Origin of the sequence: Actinobacillus genomosp. 2 (genome assembly GCF_029773605.1) — a bacterium.
In the GTDB taxonomy this organism is placed as follows: domain Bacteria; phylum Pseudomonadota; class Gammaproteobacteria; order Enterobacterales; family Pasteurellaceae; genus Actinobacillus.
Genome location: NZ_CP103807.1, coordinates 1,155,513 through 1,170,956, shown reverse-complemented (window position 1 = coordinate 1,170,956; position 15,444 = coordinate 1,155,513). Strand labels below are relative to the sequence as shown.

14 protein-coding genes are annotated in these 15,444 nt (G+C 40.7%); 8 read left to right on the top strand and 6 right to left on the bottom strand.

The window, feature by feature from the left end; genetic code table 11:
- Positions 1-96: 96 nt before the first annotated feature.
- Together NYR60_RS05715 and NYR60_RS05710 are read right to left on the bottom strand one after the other, a co-directional pair.
- Positions 97-1,566, bottom strand: coding sequence for a porin family protein (locus NYR60_RS05715; protein WP_279466045.1), 1,470 nt, complete (start codon positions 1,564-1,566; stop codon positions 97-99).
- Between the two features lie 115 nt (positions 1,567-1,681).
- The gene (locus NYR60_RS05710) at positions 1,682-2,491 is read right to left on the bottom strand and encodes a Cof-type HAD-IIB family hydrolase (RefSeq protein WP_279466043.1); all 810 of its coding nucleotides are present in this window, start codon (positions 2,489-2,491) and stop codon (positions 1,682-1,684) included.
- Positions 2,492-2,607: 116 nt separating this feature from the next.
- On the opposite strand from NYR60_RS05710, the gene NYR60_RS05705 reads away from it, so the two are divergent.
- A complete protein-coding gene (locus tag NYR60_RS05705; protein ID WP_279466041.1) occupies positions 2,608-3,285 on the top strand; it encodes a phosphoribosyltransferase family protein in 678 nt (225 codons plus the stop codon).
- A 54-nt stretch (positions 3,286-3,339) separates the two neighbouring features.
- On the opposite strand, the gene rsmC is transcribed toward NYR60_RS05705, so the two are convergent.
- Positions 3,340-4,332: a 16S rRNA (guanine(1207)-N(2))-methyltransferase RsmC gene (gene rsmC, locus NYR60_RS05700; protein ID WP_279466040.1), complete on the bottom strand. Its 993-nt coding sequence runs from the start codon at positions 4,330-4,332 to the stop codon at positions 3,340-3,342.
- A gap of 104 nt (positions 4,333-4,436) precedes the next feature.
- Between rsmC and NYR60_RS05695 the strand changes: the two genes are divergently transcribed.
- The 4 genes from NYR60_RS05695 to pdxH all read left to right on the top strand — a co-directional run bounded on the left by NYR60_RS05695 (position 4,437) and on the right by pdxH (position 7,353).
- A complete protein-coding gene (locus tag NYR60_RS05695; RefSeq protein WP_279466039.1) occupies positions 4,437-4,859 on the top strand; it encodes a DNA polymerase III subunit psi in 423 nt (140 codons plus the stop codon).
- Positions 4,852-5,289: a ribosomal protein S18-alanine N-acetyltransferase gene (gene rimI / locus NYR60_RS05690; RefSeq protein ID WP_279466038.1), complete on the top strand. Its 438-nt coding sequence runs from the start codon at positions 4,852-4,854 to the stop codon at positions 5,287-5,289. Before NYR60_RS05695 ends, rimI begins: the two co-directional genes overlap by 8 nt.
- Positions 5,290-5,311: 22 nt before the next feature.
- Complete coding sequence (gene srmB / locus NYR60_RS05685; protein WP_279466037.1) at positions 5,312-6,649, top strand: ATP-dependent RNA helicase SrmB; 1,338 nt, start codon at positions 5,312-5,314, stop codon at positions 6,647-6,649.
- A gap of 74 nt (positions 6,650-6,723) precedes the next feature.
- A complete protein-coding gene (gene pdxH / locus NYR60_RS05680) occupies positions 6,724-7,353 on the top strand; it encodes a pyridoxamine 5'-phosphate oxidase (protein ID WP_279466036.1) in 630 nt (209 codons plus the stop codon).
- Between the two features lie 73 nt (positions 7,354-7,426).
- Here pdxH and NYR60_RS05675 read toward each other — a convergent pair whose 3' ends face one another.
- The 3 genes from NYR60_RS05675 to NYR60_RS05665 form a co-directional block, all read right to left on the bottom strand.
- Entirely contained in the window at positions 7,427-9,064 is a 1,638-nt protein-coding gene (locus tag NYR60_RS05675; protein ID WP_279466035.1) for an ABC transporter substrate-binding protein, read from the bottom strand.
- 196 nt (positions 9,065-9,260) lie between these two features.
- Positions 9,261-10,742 (bottom strand): aldehyde dehydrogenase family protein, encoded by a 1,482-nt coding sequence (locus NYR60_RS05670; protein ID WP_279466034.1) that lies wholly within the window; start codon positions 10,740-10,742, stop codon positions 9,261-9,263.
- 204 nt (positions 10,743-10,946) lie between these two features.
- On the bottom strand, positions 10,947-11,513 hold the full coding sequence (locus tag NYR60_RS05665; RefSeq protein WP_279466033.1) for an acetate uptake transporter: 567 nt from the start codon (positions 11,511-11,513) through the stop codon (positions 10,947-10,949).
- A 240-nt stretch (positions 11,514-11,753) separates the two neighbouring features.
- Here NYR60_RS05665 and NYR60_RS05660 point away from each other — a divergent pair, with 240 nt between their 5' ends.
- Genes NYR60_RS05660 through fhuB form a run of 3 tightly spaced genes read left to right on the top strand, consistent with a single transcriptional unit; the run spans position 11,754 to position 15,417 of the window.
- A complete protein-coding gene (locus NYR60_RS05660) occupies positions 11,754-12,518 on the top strand; it encodes an ABC transporter ATP-binding protein (RefSeq protein ID WP_279466031.1) in 765 nt (254 codons plus the stop codon).
- Positions 12,518-13,471 carry an iron-siderophore ABC transporter substrate-binding protein gene (locus NYR60_RS05655; protein ID WP_279466029.1) on the top strand — a complete coding sequence of 318 codons (954 nt, stop codon included), beginning with the start codon at positions 12,518-12,520 and terminating at the stop codon, positions 13,469-13,471. Before NYR60_RS05660 ends, NYR60_RS05655 begins: the two co-directional genes overlap by 1 nt.
- Positions 13,465-15,417: a Fe(3+)-hydroxamate ABC transporter permease FhuB gene (fhuB, locus tag NYR60_RS05650; protein ID WP_279466027.1), complete on the top strand. Its 1,953-nt coding sequence runs from the start codon at positions 13,465-13,467 to the stop codon at positions 15,415-15,417. Before NYR60_RS05655 ends, fhuB begins: the two co-directional genes overlap by 7 nt.
- The last annotated feature ends 27 nt before the right edge of the window (positions 15,418-15,444 follow it).

Here is a 15,444-nt window from a genome sequence, read left to right as displayed (position 1 = left end):
TTACTTAGATTTATAATTTCTATGTATCTTTTCAAATAAAAAAGACCGCTTGTATAGCCTACAAGCGGTCTTTTTTAGTGCATAATTGTCATTAAATTAGAAACGTTTACTAAACTCAATAAAGATGCGATGTTTGTCATAGCTGTAAAAAGTATGGTTACTTTTTATTTTGGTGAAGCTATAAGTTAAACGTGGTGTAATTCCCCAATAATGGATAGCACGATGCCAAATACTTGCGGTAACACCATATTCTTTATTGCGTTGGGTAATGCCGAAAATAGGCATAGGCGCTTTATAATTTTTTTGTGCATAACTGAGTGATAAGCGAGTTGAAAGTCCTAAATTCCATTCTTGCCCCCAGCCTAAATTTAGCCCTCGGCGTATATAGCTATCGTCTTTATCTCGTGTTGCGGTACGATTGTAATTTATATTACCGAACCAATATTGGTTTGCATTAGCTAAGTAGGTTAATCCGCTTGCGATAAAATGATAATTACCGTTGAGATGTAAACGATCGATATAGCGATTTTCTGCGTATTCGTAATTGTTATTCCATTGCCACTTAGGAGATATCCAATAACTTGTTTCAAGGGTTATTCCACCGGATTTGGAAAAGCGTTTGATTGATTCGCTACTTTGAGAACCACCCGCATACCAAGTTTGTTCCATAAAGGGTAATAATGCGCTATTGAAACGAGCAGTTTGATAACCCAAGCCGAAACTGCCTCGAGTATTCGCTTCATTATATTTTTTATTGTTCCAATAATATTTTCCATTTGTATCTAGGCGTAATTCATTATAGAAGCCGTTTCCCCACGACCATTTTTTACCAATATTAAAATTAAATCCGAATCCTTGAGCTGATTCTGATTTTGGTGCTGTCCAGTTGCCGTAACTTGTACCGTCTTTTGGTGCATTATTGATATTCGGATCGTTAAGATAAGTGATACCGCCGGAAAAATTCCAACGATCTCTATAACTCATCGCAGAAAGATATTTATCGGTTAATGCTTTTATTTCATTTGGAATATTATCAGAACGAACTTTTTGGAATTGGTCTTCGGAAGCCTCGTATTGATTATTTTCAAATAGGGCGATAGCTAGCTGTAAGCGAGCAGCGGTTGCCTCCGGATAGGTTGCTAGGATTTCACGATAATGTTGAATAGCTTTTGTGTAATCACCGTAATGACGAGCTAAAATAGCCTCTGACCATTTAATAAAACCACCGTCTTGATAACGTTTCGGCATTTTTTGATATAGTGGGAAGAGAAATTCGACTGTATCCGTATTGCCTTGTAATAATGCCAAATTTAGTGCATTAGAAAGTAAGTCCGGTCGTTGGATTAATGCCTCTTTTGTCATTGATATTTGTTTACTTTCTCTTTGAGGTACCGCAATTTTCGGTTGTTCAATCGTCTTATTGATATGGCGTGGCGTAGTGACTTCGGTTTGAGTACGTAGATCATCTAAGCGTTCGGAAATTTTTTGTGGGGTATTTTCCACTTCAGCAAATGAGGAAAGGGGATAGTTAAGTAATAGAAATGTAAAGAATGATTTTAATCTCATATTTTCAAAAAATGGTAAATTATGTAAAGATAATATCATTATATATGAGGATGATTTTTATAAAAACATAAAAATAAAAAGGCTGTCAGATCAGAAGAGACAGCCTTTTAGTAAATTAAATAATATCAAGTTGTTCTAAAGCATAAAGAATACCGTCTTCTTCAATATGTTTAGTAACATAATCCGCTCGTTCTTTCAGTTCGTTTTCCGCATTACCCATTGCGACACTAAAACCAACCATATCAAACATTTCCATATCATTAAAGCCGTCACCGAATGCCATTGTATTTTCAATATTTAAACCGAAGTGTTTAATTACATCTTCTATACCGCGTGCTTTTGAATTTTCTTTTCTAAGAATATCAACACCCATTGGATGCCAACGACAGACTTTTAATTCATCACTGAAAATACCGCTATCAATGACTTCTTGATCTTGCGATTCAGGGTAGAAAGCTAACAATTGTACGGCGGTGTGATGTAAGTAATATGTTGGATCAACAATATAATCGGGCTTAATCGGATTGAGTGCTTCACGCACAATATCATTATCTTGTGAAACAGCGATCTCATCCTTGGTCACAAAAGCATAAACAATGCCGAGAGCGGTCAGTTTTTCGATACATCTTGCAATTTGCGAAGCAGTTAGTGCATATTCACTAATAAGCTGATCTTGATAGAAATTATATTGTCCGTTAACGGTGACGAATAATTCAAAGTAGTGATCGTCAATGAGAGGTTTTAAGGCTTTTGGTAAACTACCGAAATTTCTCCCGGTTGCAATCGCCGTCATAATGCCTTTTTCTTTTAAACGAGGTAGCACTTCTTTTTTAATTGATTCAGGAATTAATGCTTTTTGTTTGATATAAAGTGTTTCATCAATATCAAAAAAGACGATCTTAATTGGTTGCTGTGGTTTATTCATAGTTTCTCTCCCTATTTTTAACATGGAATTGTACGTTTTTCCGATCCGTATCGCAAAAATTCTCGCATTTTTCCAACAGAAATTTGATACAAAGAGCTATATATCTGGAGGGAAGAATGAATATTTGCTGTTTTCGTTGTATTGAATGTGAACGGATGTTACGGATTGCCACACAAGGCATTTGTAGCCGTTGTTATCGTCAGTTGGAACAAGTGCCATATTGCGGCTGTTGCGGAGCATTATTGGCTGAGTCTCATTTATATTGTGGCGAGTGTTTACGTAATGAGCCTAAATGGCAACGAATGGTATTGGTTTCACGTTATAAAGCACCGTTGGCAGAATGGATCCATCACTTTAAGTTTCAAGGAAAATATTGGTTGGATCGTCCACTTGCCCGCTTACTTTTACTGGCTGTTAAAAATGCTCGCCGTGAACATCAATTAATATTACCTGAGGTACTTATGCCTGTTCCGCTACATTGGCAACGTTATTGGCAAAGAGGCTTTAATCAAAGCGAGTTGCTTGCAAATTATTTGGCTAAATGGCTTGGAGTACCATTGGATACTCGGAGTTTAATTCGTACAAAATCAACTCAAGCACAACGAGAATTGTCTGCGACAGAACGCCGTCGTAATTTAAAGGGAGCATTTTCTTATCAGCCAATTAAAAATTATCGGCGAGTTGCGATTATTGATGATGTTGTTACCACAGGTTCAACGCTTAATACGATTTGTGCGGAATTATTGAAAAAGGGAGTTCAAGAAATTCAGGTTTGGACCTTAGCAAGGACTTAAAAAAGAAAGACGGTAAGTAAATATTTTACCGTCTTGTTTAAGGTAATTTGTAGGTTATCTTGCGATTGCTGAATACACTTTAAATTTATTCGATTTTGCAATCATTTTATGCGAGCCGAACGCCTGATCCAGTAGATTTGGATAAGGTAAGAAAGCATTCGCGACAATACGTAGCTCTCCGCCACGATTTAAATGCTGTTTTGCTTGATCAATTAGATCTTCTACTGCACGATAAGCGGTATCAATCCCATCGTGAAACGGCGGGTTTGATACGATCAAATCAAAACGTTCCTCAATATGCGAAAACACATCGCTTGCCACTACAGTTCCTTCCAAAGCATTTTCTGCCAATGTACGACGAGATGATTCAAGTGCCATCGCATGAATATCGGACATAGTTAATTTAATCTTTTCAAATTGCTGTTTTAAGCTTGCCCCAATCACACCGGCGCCACAGCCAAGATCCAATACTTTGCCTTTCAAACGGTCTGTCTTATTAAAAGTAGATAATAATAATTGCGTACCGCCGTCTAACTCTGCCGAACTGAATACCGCCGGTAAAGCGAAGATATTGAGATCGTGCAAGCGGTAAGATTTCCAAAATTTTTTACCATCAAATTCTGGTACGCTTTGCAACTCAAAATGATATAACCCACAACGGCGAGCCGAATCAATTTTGGCGATATTACCGTAAGGCTCAAGTAATTTTTCTACTGAACGCACACCGGCACGGTTTTCACCGATAATCAACATTTCTTGTCCTACAGCGGCTTGTGAAAGCCATTGTAGTAATTGATATTGGCATTCCTGTTTGTTTTTAGCCCAGTAAAAGACGGCTAATTCGGCTTTAATTTCGCAATCTAAGCCGAAGTTCACATCGGTATATTGGCGAGCATAATCGAAATAACTGCTAAAAACGACTACACTTTTCGCATTCGCTTTTATTTGATCGGCAAAGCGATCTCGAACATCACCAAAAAGTAAAATCGATTTATTGGCAAATAAAGGCAAATGACGGTTTAACACTTCACTTTCAAGGGAGAGCATAAATATCCTTTTATTTCCGTATATTACGGGGCTTAATCATAAAAACATTTCCGCATTTTACCGACTTTTGATACTATTCCCTACTTGTTTTTGCGAGGTATGAGATGAATCGGCGAGATTTGCTATTAAATGAGATGAATATTCCTCAATGGGTGCTGACGAAACCGCAAGTATTAAAGGGCGATGCGCAAATTCGCTTGGATAAAGCGGTGAAACTAGTTGTAGTCTGCGACGAGAATCATCAAACTAGCGGTCTGTTTTCGGACATTTTACGCACTTTGCAGTTGCAGCCTAACCAATATCAATGGTTGGATGCGGAACAAGCCCAGCGTTTAGCTTTTGAACATCATCCCATTTTTTGGCTAATCCAAACGAAACCGCAAGCGGTTGAAATTGCAAAAAAATTTGCAAATCAGACCGCTTGGCAACATAGCTCGTGGCAAGATTTAACTAATGTTGCAACTAAACGCCAACTTTGGCGACTAATGGCGGCATTTTGTCAGCATTTTGAGGATAATCATGATTGAAGTAGTGAATGAATCGGATTTTGACCGCTTGTTTGAAATTGAACAAGCCGCTCATCTTGTACCTTGGAGCAAAGGCACGTTACTCAATAATCAAGGCGATAAATACTTAAATCTTAAGCTGACCGAACAAAATCAAATCGTGGCTTTTGCCATTTGCCAAACTGTATTGGACGAAGCCACTTTATTTAATATCGCTGTTGATCCGAGTTTTCAAGCAAAAGGTTACGGCAAACGTTTATTATCCGCCTTAATTGAAAGACTGCGTGAACAAGGTATCTTAACGCTTTGGCTGGAAGTGCGAGAATCCAATCTCGCCGCACAAAAATTATATGATGCACTCGGTTTTAATGAAGTCACTATTCGTAAAAATTATTATCCGACACCGAGTGGCACAAGAGAAAATGCCGTTGTGATGGCATTGTATTTATAAATAATTAGGAACATTAAACATAATGACCACTGAAACCCCATTAATGACCTTTGAGGAATTAGATTTATCCCCTCAACTGTTAAAAGCTCTCAATAAAAAAGGCTACAAACGCCCGACCGCCGTACAAGCGGAAACCATTCCGCATGCGCTGGACGGACGTGACTTACTTGGCTCGGCACCAACTGGCACCGGCAAAACCGCTGCATTTTTATTGCCAGCGATTCAACATTTATTGGATTACCCACGCCGTAAACCGGGTGCACCTCGTATTTTAATTTTAACGCCGACTCGTGAACTTGCGATGCAAGTGGCGGAAGAAGCTCAGGCTTTTGCCGAATTTACCAAACTTAGTATTGCGACGATTACCGGCGGTGTGGCGTATCAAAACCACGGTGAAGTGTTTAACAGCAACCAAGATATTGTGGTCGCGACACCGGGACGTTTAATGCAATATATCAAAGAAGAAAATTTTGACTGCCGTGCGGTAGAGATTTTGATCTTTGATGAAGCGGACCGTATGTTACAAATGGGCTTTGGTCAAGATGCGGAAAAAATTGCAGCGGAAACCCGTTGGCGTAAACATACGTGGTTATTCTCAGCAACGTTGGAAGGTGAGCTATTAGTGGATTTTACAGATCGCATTTTGGATAACCCGTTAAAAATTGATGCGGAACCAAGCCGCCGTGAGCGTAAAAAAATCCAACAATGGTATTACCATGCGGATAACTTAGAACACAAAACTAAATTGCTTGCTCGTTTAATTACTACGATGGAAATGGAAAAAGCGATTGTCTTTGTTCGCCGCCGTGAAGATGTGCGTGAGTTAAGCGATACGTTACGTAAACGTGGCTTACGTTCGACTTATTTAGAAGGCGATATGGCACAAACTCAGCGTAACCAAGCGATCACTCGTTTGAAAGACGGTGTAGTGAATGTGTTGGTAGCGACGGATGTTGCCGCGCGTGGTATTGATATTGATGATGTCGATTATGTGATTAACTTCGACTTACCGTACAGTGCAGATACCTATTTGCACCGTATCGGTCGTACCGCTCGTGCTGGTAAAAAAGGATCGGCGATTTCGTTGGTTGAAGCGCATGATTACAAACTGTTAGGCAAAATCAAACGCTATACTGAAGAGTTGTTAAAAGCGAGGGTGATTGAAGGTTTAGAGCCGCGTACCAAAGCACCGAAAGATGGCGAGTTGAATACTACGACCAAAAAAGAAAAAGCACGCATTAAAAAACGCAAAGAAGCGAAAAAAGAAGCAGCAAAAGCCAAGGTAAAAGTGCGTCATAAAGATACCAAAAATATTGGTAAACGTCGTAAACCGGCTTCAGAAGTGGCAAAATCTGCGTAATACAAGCGGTTGAATTTTTGCAAAATTTTGTGGAAATTCGACCGCTTTTGTTTTCTAGTTTGTAGAGGAAAAACATGGATCTACACAACATTCGAGAAGATTATAGTAAACAAGAGCTGTCCCAAGCTCATTGTCATGCGGATCCGATTCAGCAATTCGAACAATGGTTACAGGAAGCGATTACCGCTAAAGCGAATGAGCCAACGGCGATGAATGTTGCCACCGTTCTTGATGGCAAACCGACCAGCCGTATTGTGTTATTAAAAGAAGTGAATCCAAATGGCTTTGTGTTTTTTACTAACTATCAAAGTCGTAAAGGGCAAGCGATTGAGCAAAATCCTTATGTGGCATTAACTTTTTTCTGGGCGGAGTTAGAACGTTCGGTACGGATTGAAGGACGGATTGAAAAAATTTCCGCTGAGGAATCGGATCGCTATTTTGCCAGCCGACCTTATACCAGCCGAGTTGGTGCTTGGGCGAGTCATCAGAGTCAAGTGCTTGCGAGTAAAAGTGAATTAGTAGCAAAAGCGACATTGATTGCAGCGAAATACCCGTTACAAGTGCCTCGCCCACCACATTGGGGCGGTTATATCGTGTTACCGGAACGTATTGAATTTTGGCAAGGCAGACCAAGTCGTTTGCACGATCGCATTTGTTATCGCCTTGTGGAAGGTGTATGGCATAAGGAAAGGTTATCGCCATAAGGTGGCAGAGATAAAAAAATGGTGGGAAATCCCACCATTTTTTGTTGATTTAACTAAATCAGTCTAAAGCCTTTTAGTCAGCTAATTTTGTACCGTACAGATAAGTATAACCGAACGGACTTTGTTTGTAGTCTTGTACACGTTTACTAGTCGGTGCAAAGTTAATCGAGTGTGCCACGTTAATCCACGGTGCTTGTTCTCTTAACAATACTTGTGCCTGTTCGTAGAGTTTTGTACGTTCTGCTTTATCCGATAAACCGAGTGCTTTGTCTAATAACGCATCTAACTCAGGGATGTTAAAGCGAGCATAGTTACTGTTGCCAACGTTTGATGAACCGAATAATGGCGATAAGAAGTTATCCGGATCACCGTTATCACCCGACCAACCATAAGTACCAGCAGTTAATTCGCCTGCTTTTGAGCGTTTAATATAATCGCCCCATTCATAAGTGACTAATTTTGCTTTTACTCCGATTTTCTCCCAGTCTGCCTGAATAATTTCAGACATACGGCGTGGGTTCGGATTTGAGGCACGCACTACTGGCTGTACCCAAAGTTCGGTTTCAAAACCATTCGGATAGCCAGCTTCCGCTAAAAGTTGTTTCGCTTTTTCAATATTAAATTCTGATTCTGGTAAGCTGTCGTTGTATCCCCAAATAGTTGGTGGTAATGGATTTTTAGCTGCAATACCGGCACCTTGGTAAACGACATCAATAATTGCTTTTTTATCAACTGCAAGATTTAACGCTTGGCGTACTTTGACATTATTAAACGGTGCTTTTTCGGTATTAAATGCCACATAAGCGATATTTAAACCCGGTTGCGAAAGTAATTGTACTTTCGGATCGGTTTTCATTTTTTCAATATCGGTTGCATTCGGGAAGTCGATTAAGTCGCATTGACCTGCTTGTAATTTTGCATAACGAGCAGTTGCATCCGGCACAATTTCAAAAATTAAGCGGTCAAAATCAGCTTTACCTTTCCAATAATCTTTATGTGCCACATAACGGCTTGCTTGATCTAATACGTAACCGGTAAAGGCAAATGGACCAGTACCAATCGGTGTCGTATCTATAGTTTCCGGTTTACCGGCTTTTAACATCGCATCTGCATATTCCGCAGAATAGATCGAAGTGAAGTCCATCCCTAAACTTGAAACGAAGGTCGCATCACGTTTGGTTAAGGTAAATTTCACCGTATGATCATCCACTTTCTCTACCGATTTTAATAAAGTTGGGAATTTCATCGCTTTAAAGTACGGATAAGTCGCTTTTGATACCGTATGGTAAGGATGATTTGGGTCTAACTGACGGTTAAATGAAAATACTACATCATCCGCATTGAAATCACGGCTTGGAGTAAATTCTTTGTTTGAATGGAATTTTACCCCTTTACGTAAATGGAAGGTGTAAGTTAAACCGTCTTCGGAAATATCCCAAGATTCGGCTAATGCTGGTTCAATCTCAGTTGAACCGCGTTTAAATTCAACTAAACGGTTATAAACTTGCTGAGAACTTGCATTGTAAGAAATTCCGTCCATTGCTAATGCCGGGCTTAAATGTTGTGGTGAACGGCTAACACAGTTCACAAAAGTTTTTTCGGCAGCCGGTTTTACTGCGGTTTTAGTTTCAGTGTTTTTATCGTCACAAGCAGTTAGGGCAAGTGCGACTAATACACCTGCACTTACTTTCGTTAAAGTTGTTAATTTCATAACGGCTTCTCCAAGTAGGATTTTAAATTAAATCGCAAAATAAAAAGTGGCGAGAGATTACCTTTTCTGAGCAATGGAGTAAAGAACAAAAGGCATTTTTTTATACTAAAATGATATAAAAGCGGTCTAATTTCCGCTAAATTTTGCAAAAAAGCTGGGAAATTAGACCGCTGATTTTGGAGATTATAATGAAAAATTAGTACATACCTTCACGTTCTTCACGGGTACTGATATAGATATTTTTCACTTGCGTATAAGCATCTAACATCATTTGGTGAGTTTCACGCCCGATACCGGAAGATTTATAGCCACCGAACGGTGCGCCTGCCGGCAAGATATTATAACAATTTACCCAAACACGACCGGTTTCAATCGCTTGTGCAACACGTAACGCACGATTGATGTCTTTGGTCCAAACACCACCGCCTAAGCCGTATTCCGAATCGTTCGCCATACGGATAACGTCTTCTTCAGTTTTAAATTTAATCACGGTTGCTACCGGTCCGAAGATTTCTTCTTGAGCGATACGGCTATTATTATCTTTCGATTCAATTAACGTCGGTTCGACAAATTCGCCATTGGCAAGGTTATCAGCTAAGACTTTTCTACCGCCGGTAATAATACGACAGCCTTCTTCTTCACCGATTTTCACATATTTCAAAATGGTGTTAAGTTGTCCGGCATTGACCTGCGCCCCCATTTGTGTGTCGTCTTCCCATGGTAAACCAACTTTGACTTTCTTAAATTCTTCGGCTAGGGCAGCGATAAATTTATCATAAATGCCTTCTTGTACGAAAATGCGTGAACCGGCACAACAAACTTGCCCTTGATTGAATAGAATACCTTTTTGTGCGCCCTCTAATGCTTTGTCAAACGGCATATCGTCAAAGAAAATATTAGCCGATTTACCGCCTAATTCTAAGGTTGCCGGAATGAGTAATTCCGCCGCAGAAATCGCAATATGACGACCCACTTCGGTTGAACCGGTAAATGCCAATTTATTAAAGCCTTTGTGTTTAAGCATATATTCGCCCGATTTCGAGCCTTTACCAGTAATTACATTTAATACACCTTTCGGCAGTAAATGATTAATTTTTTGTGCAAAAGATAACAGGCTTAACGAAGTGGTGCTGGAGGGGTGAATGACTACAGTACAGCCGGCAGCAAGAGCCGGTGCGATTTTCCACGCCGCCATTAGAAATGGGAAATTCCACGGAATAATTTGCCCAACTACGCCGATTGGCTCACGCAGTACGAGCGAAAGTTCTTCTTGGTTGATTTGATTTAAGCTGCCTTCGCCGGCACGAATGGCACTGGCAAAATAACGGAAGTGATCGGCTGCTAACGGAATATCCGCCGCTCTGGTTTCACGAATCGGTTTACCATTATCTAAGGTTTCTTGTAATGCAAATAATTCGCTGTTTTCGTCAATCACATCGGCAATTTTATTTAAAATCGCCGCACGTTCCGCTACCGTTGTTTTACGCCAAGATTTAAATGCTTCTTGTGCCGCTTTTACCGCTGCATCCACATCCGCATCGGTTGCATCGACAAAATGCGCTAACACTTCGCCGTTTGCCGGATTATAAGAAGGAAGTAAATCGTTACTGCTACCTTGAGTCCATTCGCCATTGATTAATAAGCCGTAATTTTTATCAAAAACATTAAGATCTTTCATCTCATTACTCCTAGATTTATGGGGAAATAAATAGCTGTTGCCAACCATAATACGCCTCTTAAATTTAATCCGGCAATGTTTTTATGAATAAATTGTTAATTAAATGTTAAAAATGTGAATAAGATCGCAAAAATAAAGGAGAGTATATAATTGAACGCAAAAAAATAAGGACGCTAAAGCGTCCTTACGAAATCAGAAATTAGCTTATTTCGGCGCACCGATTGGTAATACCGTACGACCGAAACTTTCATTGATGATTTCTGCCGCCGCTAAGTAGAACGCTAATAAGGCTGTTAATAAACCGAAGTTACCACCGATATGAGTAAGTGAGTGATCACCGGTGAAATCGCCTGCTGCTAATAAGTAGAAGGTGATGGTTAATGCTAAGAAGATTGCTTGTAATGCACGTGCTTTGGCTAATGTGCCGATGAACATCATTAATGTGAATGTTCCCCAAGCGACTAAGTACCATCCGATAAATGGTGCAGTTACGCCTTCAGCGAAAAAGACTTTGAATAATGCGAATGACCACCAGAAAGCACCGTAACTAGTGAATGCGGTGAAACCAAAGGTGTTACCTTTTGAAAATTCAAACATACCAGCGATCATTTGTGCCGTACCACCAAAAGCAAAGCCCATTGCAAGCACTAAGCCTACATTTTCGCCACCGAATGTACCGTTGTTGATTAAGCTAAGTAACCAAGTTGTTAAGGCAAAGCCACATAAACCTAATGGGCCCGGATTCGCAGTTAAAGCGTTATGATTTGACATTAAAAACCTCGAGTCGTGAGTAAATAAAAATATGTATATTTTAAAAGCGGTGCATTATATAGATAACTTGAATTACTTGCTATAAGTTGACGTTAAAATTGTCAAAAATTTTATAAATTTGCCCACTTATGGATAGAAATTGATGAGATCTTGAAAAAAGTCAAAACGAATGTGAGAAACTGATTTAAATGCTAATAATTTTTAATTAGAATGGCTTCCTTTTATTTATTCGGAGCTATTGTGTTTTTAATCGAAAATGCGACTTTTGCTATCCCTTCTCGTACCTTACTTCAGCCAATTTCTTTACGATTTGAGCAGGGTAAAGTGTATGGGTTAATTGGACACAATGGCTCAGGTAAATCTACCTTAATTAAATTATTGGCGAAACAAAATGCGTTATCCGGTGGCAGAATTCTGTTTAAGCAGCAAGAACTGAGCTGTTGGTCATCACGAGATTTTGCCAAACAAGTCGCTTATCTTCCTCAACATCTTCCGCAAGCGACCAATCTGACCGCCAGAGAGCTTATCGCCATGGGGCGTTATGCGTGGAACGGCTTATTCGGTTCCAATAAACAAAAAGATCATGAAGCCATCGAACGAGCCTTAGCGCTAACCCACACAGAACAGTTTGCCGAGCAGCTGGTAGATACGCTTTCCGGCGGTGAGCGTTCTCGCATTTGGTTGGCTATGTTATTGGCACAACAAAGCAAATTTTTGTTGTTGGATGAACCGCTTGCCGCCTTAGACATCGCACATCAAGTAGAAGTGATGGAATTAGTCAAAAAATTAGCACACGAGCTGAATTTAGGTGTGATTATTGTGATTCACGATATTAATTTGGCAGCACGTTATTGTGATCAGCTTGTAGCATTACATAGCGGCAAATTATTAGCGCAAGGTGATGTATTTGAGATTGTAAATAGCCCAAAATTAAAACAAATTTACGGCATTGATCTGAATGTGATCGAACACCCGGAAACCAAACGACCGGTGAGTTTTTATTAATGAAACGACTTATTTTTTTACCACAGAACACACAGAAAAGCACGGAAAGTATATGTCGTATTTTCCGCGAGCTTTCGTGTTTCTCCGTGGTTAAAACATTAGCGGTCATTTTTACACTTTTTTTTGCAATGTCTTATGGGGTAAAGGCAAAATCTTTTGCGACTTTGGATTGGACAGTTGCCGAAACATTAATCGCTTTAGGCGAGAAACCGGTGGCGGTCGGTGATGTAAAAAGTTATCAGCAATGGGTCAGTAAACCGGTATTACCGAATGACACCTTAGATCTCGGGGTACGAATGCAACCGAATCCAGAACAGATTCTTACTTTAAAACAGGGCGATCATGATTTGCATTTTATCAATAGCAGTTTTTACGCCCAAGCCACCGCAGCACTCGAGCCGTTTTCCTCTGTGACATTGGTCGATTTTTATACGGAAGGCGATGCTTGGAAAAATATTGTGAATGCCAGCCGTAAAGTGGCATTTATTGCGGATAAACGAGAGGAATTTGAAGCATTAATGACAAGCTATTGGCAAAAAATTAGTGAAATTCGACCGCTTGTTCAGCCTTACTTGGAGCGACCGATTGCCTTGGTACAGTTTATTGATACACGCCATTTACGCATTTATGCCGCAAACAGCCCGTTTGGTGCGGTGTTATCACAACTCGGCTTTCGCAATGCGTGGAACGGTTCACAAAATGCGTGGGGCTTTGAAACGATTGATGTTACTCAATTAGCTAGACTGGCAGAAAATAGCCGCTTAGTAGTGGTAAAACCGTACCCGAAAAATATTGGCTCCGCCTTGCGTTATAACACCTTGTGGCAACATTTAGCCATGGCAAAAGATCCGTTAATTTTACCGGCGGTGTGGACATTCGGCGGTATTCCTTCTGCTCAACGCTTTGCCGAAATTTTTGCTAACGGATTGCTGAACGGAGGCGAGCAATGGTAAACGCAAGCAAATTATTGTTCAGCGGATTAGGCTTGCTATTTATCGGACTACTGTTGACCGTATTAATGCTACAACTGCCGGGCGGAAGCGGATTCGTTTCGCTCTTTTTGCCAAGTGAGAATTTGGAACTATTGCTGATTCAAAGCTATAGCTTGCCTCGAATTGTGATGGCATTGTTGGCTGGAGGCATTTTAGGTTTAGCGAGCTTATTATTACAGCAAGTAATGGCGAATCCGTTGGCATCGGATAACACGCTGGGTATTAGTAGCGGAGCGCAATTCGCCCTATTTTTAACGGCGATTTTTTTACCGGATTGGCTGAAATACGGCTCAAGTATGGTTGCATTAATCGGTGCAGCGCTCAGCCTGATTTTAGTATTGAGTTTGGCGATGCGCAAAACAATGTCGCCGTTATTGCTGATCCTTGCCGGCTTAGTGGTAAATCTGTATTTCGGTTCGTTTTCTGCGCTAATGATGTTGTTTTATCCGGAAGAATCTCGTGGGTTGGCGCAATGGGGCGCCGGTTCTTTAGTGCAAGAAAGTTGGCGGGATTCGTTATTGCTGATTGCTCAAGCGATACCTGCGATCTTGATTATTAGTTTATTGATTCGTCCGCTCACCATTTTGGCATTAAATGATGCGAATGCGCAGAGCTTAGGTGTGCCGGTCGCAAAATTGCGGGTCATTGGCGTATTGATTGCGGCATTTTTAATTGCGGTTGTGGTGGCGAAAGTCGGTATGTTGGGTTTTATCGGCTTGGCTTCGGCAACTATCGTTCGCCAACTGCATATTCGCCGTTTTAGTCATCAGCTATGTGCCGCTTTTGTGCTGGGGGCGTTATTGTTGGCGAATACGGATTTGCTGTTACAACTCTTTGCTTTTTTTAGCGGTATTCATTTACCGACTGGTGCGGTAGTGGCTTTATTCGGTACGCCATTGTTGCTTTGGCTGATGTTTAGTGCATTACCGCATACCGGACGTTTACAAGAGGCTGATTCGCAAAAAATTCGTCAATTTAGACCGCTTGTTCTTGCTTTGATACTGGGCGGTCTAGCCTTGGCAATTTGCTTAGCGTTATTTGTTGGCAAAGGTATCAATGGCTGGCAATGGACGCAACAAAGCGAGTTGATCGCATTGCGTTTGCCTCGCTTAATGGTAGCGATATCGGTCGGGATTTTATTATCGGTCGCCGGTGTGATTTTACAGCGTTTAACGTTAAACCCGATGGCGAGTCCTGAACTATTGGGGGTGTCTTCCGGCACTTCGATGGGCATTTTAGCTGCTTTATTTCTGTTTGGTGTACAGCAAACCGAATGGTTTTGGTTGGCAGGGATTCTCGGCGCTTGTGTTGCATTATTGGTATTAACTGCAATCAATCAGCGGAGCGGTATGTTGCCGGAAAAAGTGTTGCTGACCGGTATCAGTTTATCGGCATTATTTGATACCTTACAGCGTTTAGCGATTGCCAGCGGCGATCCTCGAGCTAATCAGCTGATTGCGTGGACATCCGGTTCAACTCAAAATGTGAGTAATGAATTGGCGATCGGCTTGCTAGCGGTCAGTTTTGCGTTACTTTTTGCCAGTTTGATTTTTAGCCGCTGGCTCGCCTTATTGGCGTTACAAGCGCCGATGGCACAATCGCTCGGCTTAAATCTCAAACAAGCTCGCTGGTGTTTAATTTTATTTAGTGCGTTATTAACTGCGCTAGCGACTTTAGTTATCGGGCCGTTAAGTTTTATCGGTTTACTGGTGCCGCAAATGGTACGTTTTTTAGGGGTAAAAAAAGCTCCGCAACAGATTTTGATTTCAGCTTGTTTGGGCGGATTAATTATGTCACTTGCCGACTGGCTCGGCAGGCAGTTATTGTTTCCGTATGAAATTCCGGCAGGCTTAGTCGCCACATTAGTGGGTGGAACTTATTTCTTATTAATGCTAAGAAGAGTTTAACCTTCACAATTTAAAAAATTCTTAACA

Bases quoted from the DNA above. Each gene is read 5' to 3' on its own strand.
- rimI (WP_279466038.1), top strand. From the start codon at position 4,852: ATGATTGAAGTAGTGAATGAATCGGATTTTGACCGCTTGTTTGAAATT.
- NYR60_RS05670 (WP_279466034.1), bottom strand. From the start codon at position 10,742: ATGAAAGATCTTAATGTTTTTGATAAAAATTACGGCTTATTAATCAAT.
- NYR60_RS05695 (WP_279466039.1), top strand. From the start codon at position 4,437: ATGAATCGGCGAGATTTGCTATTAAATGAGATGAATATTCCTCAATGG.
- NYR60_RS05665 (WP_279466033.1), bottom strand. From the start codon at position 11,513: ATGTCAAATCATAACGCTTTAACTGCGAATCCGGGCCCATTAGGTTTA.
- NYR60_RS05715 (WP_279466045.1), bottom strand. From the start codon at position 1,566: ATGAGATTAAAATCATTCTTTACATTTCTATTACTTAACTATCCCCTT.
- NYR60_RS05655 (WP_279466029.1), top strand. From the start codon at position 12,518: ATGAAACGACTTATTTTTTTACCACAGAACACACAGAAAAGCACGGAA.
- rsmC (WP_279466040.1), bottom strand. From the start codon at position 4,332: ATGCTCTCCCTTGAAAGTGAAGTGTTAAACCGTCATTTGCCTTTATTT.
- srmB (WP_279466037.1), top strand. From the start codon at position 5,312: ATGACCACTGAAACCCCATTAATGACCTTTGAGGAATTAGATTTATCC.
- NYR60_RS05705 (WP_279466041.1), top strand. From the start codon at position 2,608: ATGAATATTTGCTGTTTTCGTTGTATTGAATGTGAACGGATGTTACGG.
- NYR60_RS05710 (WP_279466043.1), bottom strand. From the start codon at position 2,491: ATGAATAAACCACAGCAACCAATTAAGATCGTCTTTTTTGATATTGAT.
- NYR60_RS05675 (WP_279466035.1), bottom strand. From the start codon at position 9,064: ATGAAATTAACAACTTTAACGAAAGTAAGTGCAGGTGTATTAGTCGCA.
- fhuB (WP_279466027.1), top strand. From the start codon at position 13,465: ATGGTAAACGCAAGCAAATTATTGTTCAGCGGATTAGGCTTGCTATTT.
- pdxH (WP_279466036.1), top strand. From the start codon at position 6,724: ATGGATCTACACAACATTCGAGAAGATTATAGTAAACAAGAGCTGTCC.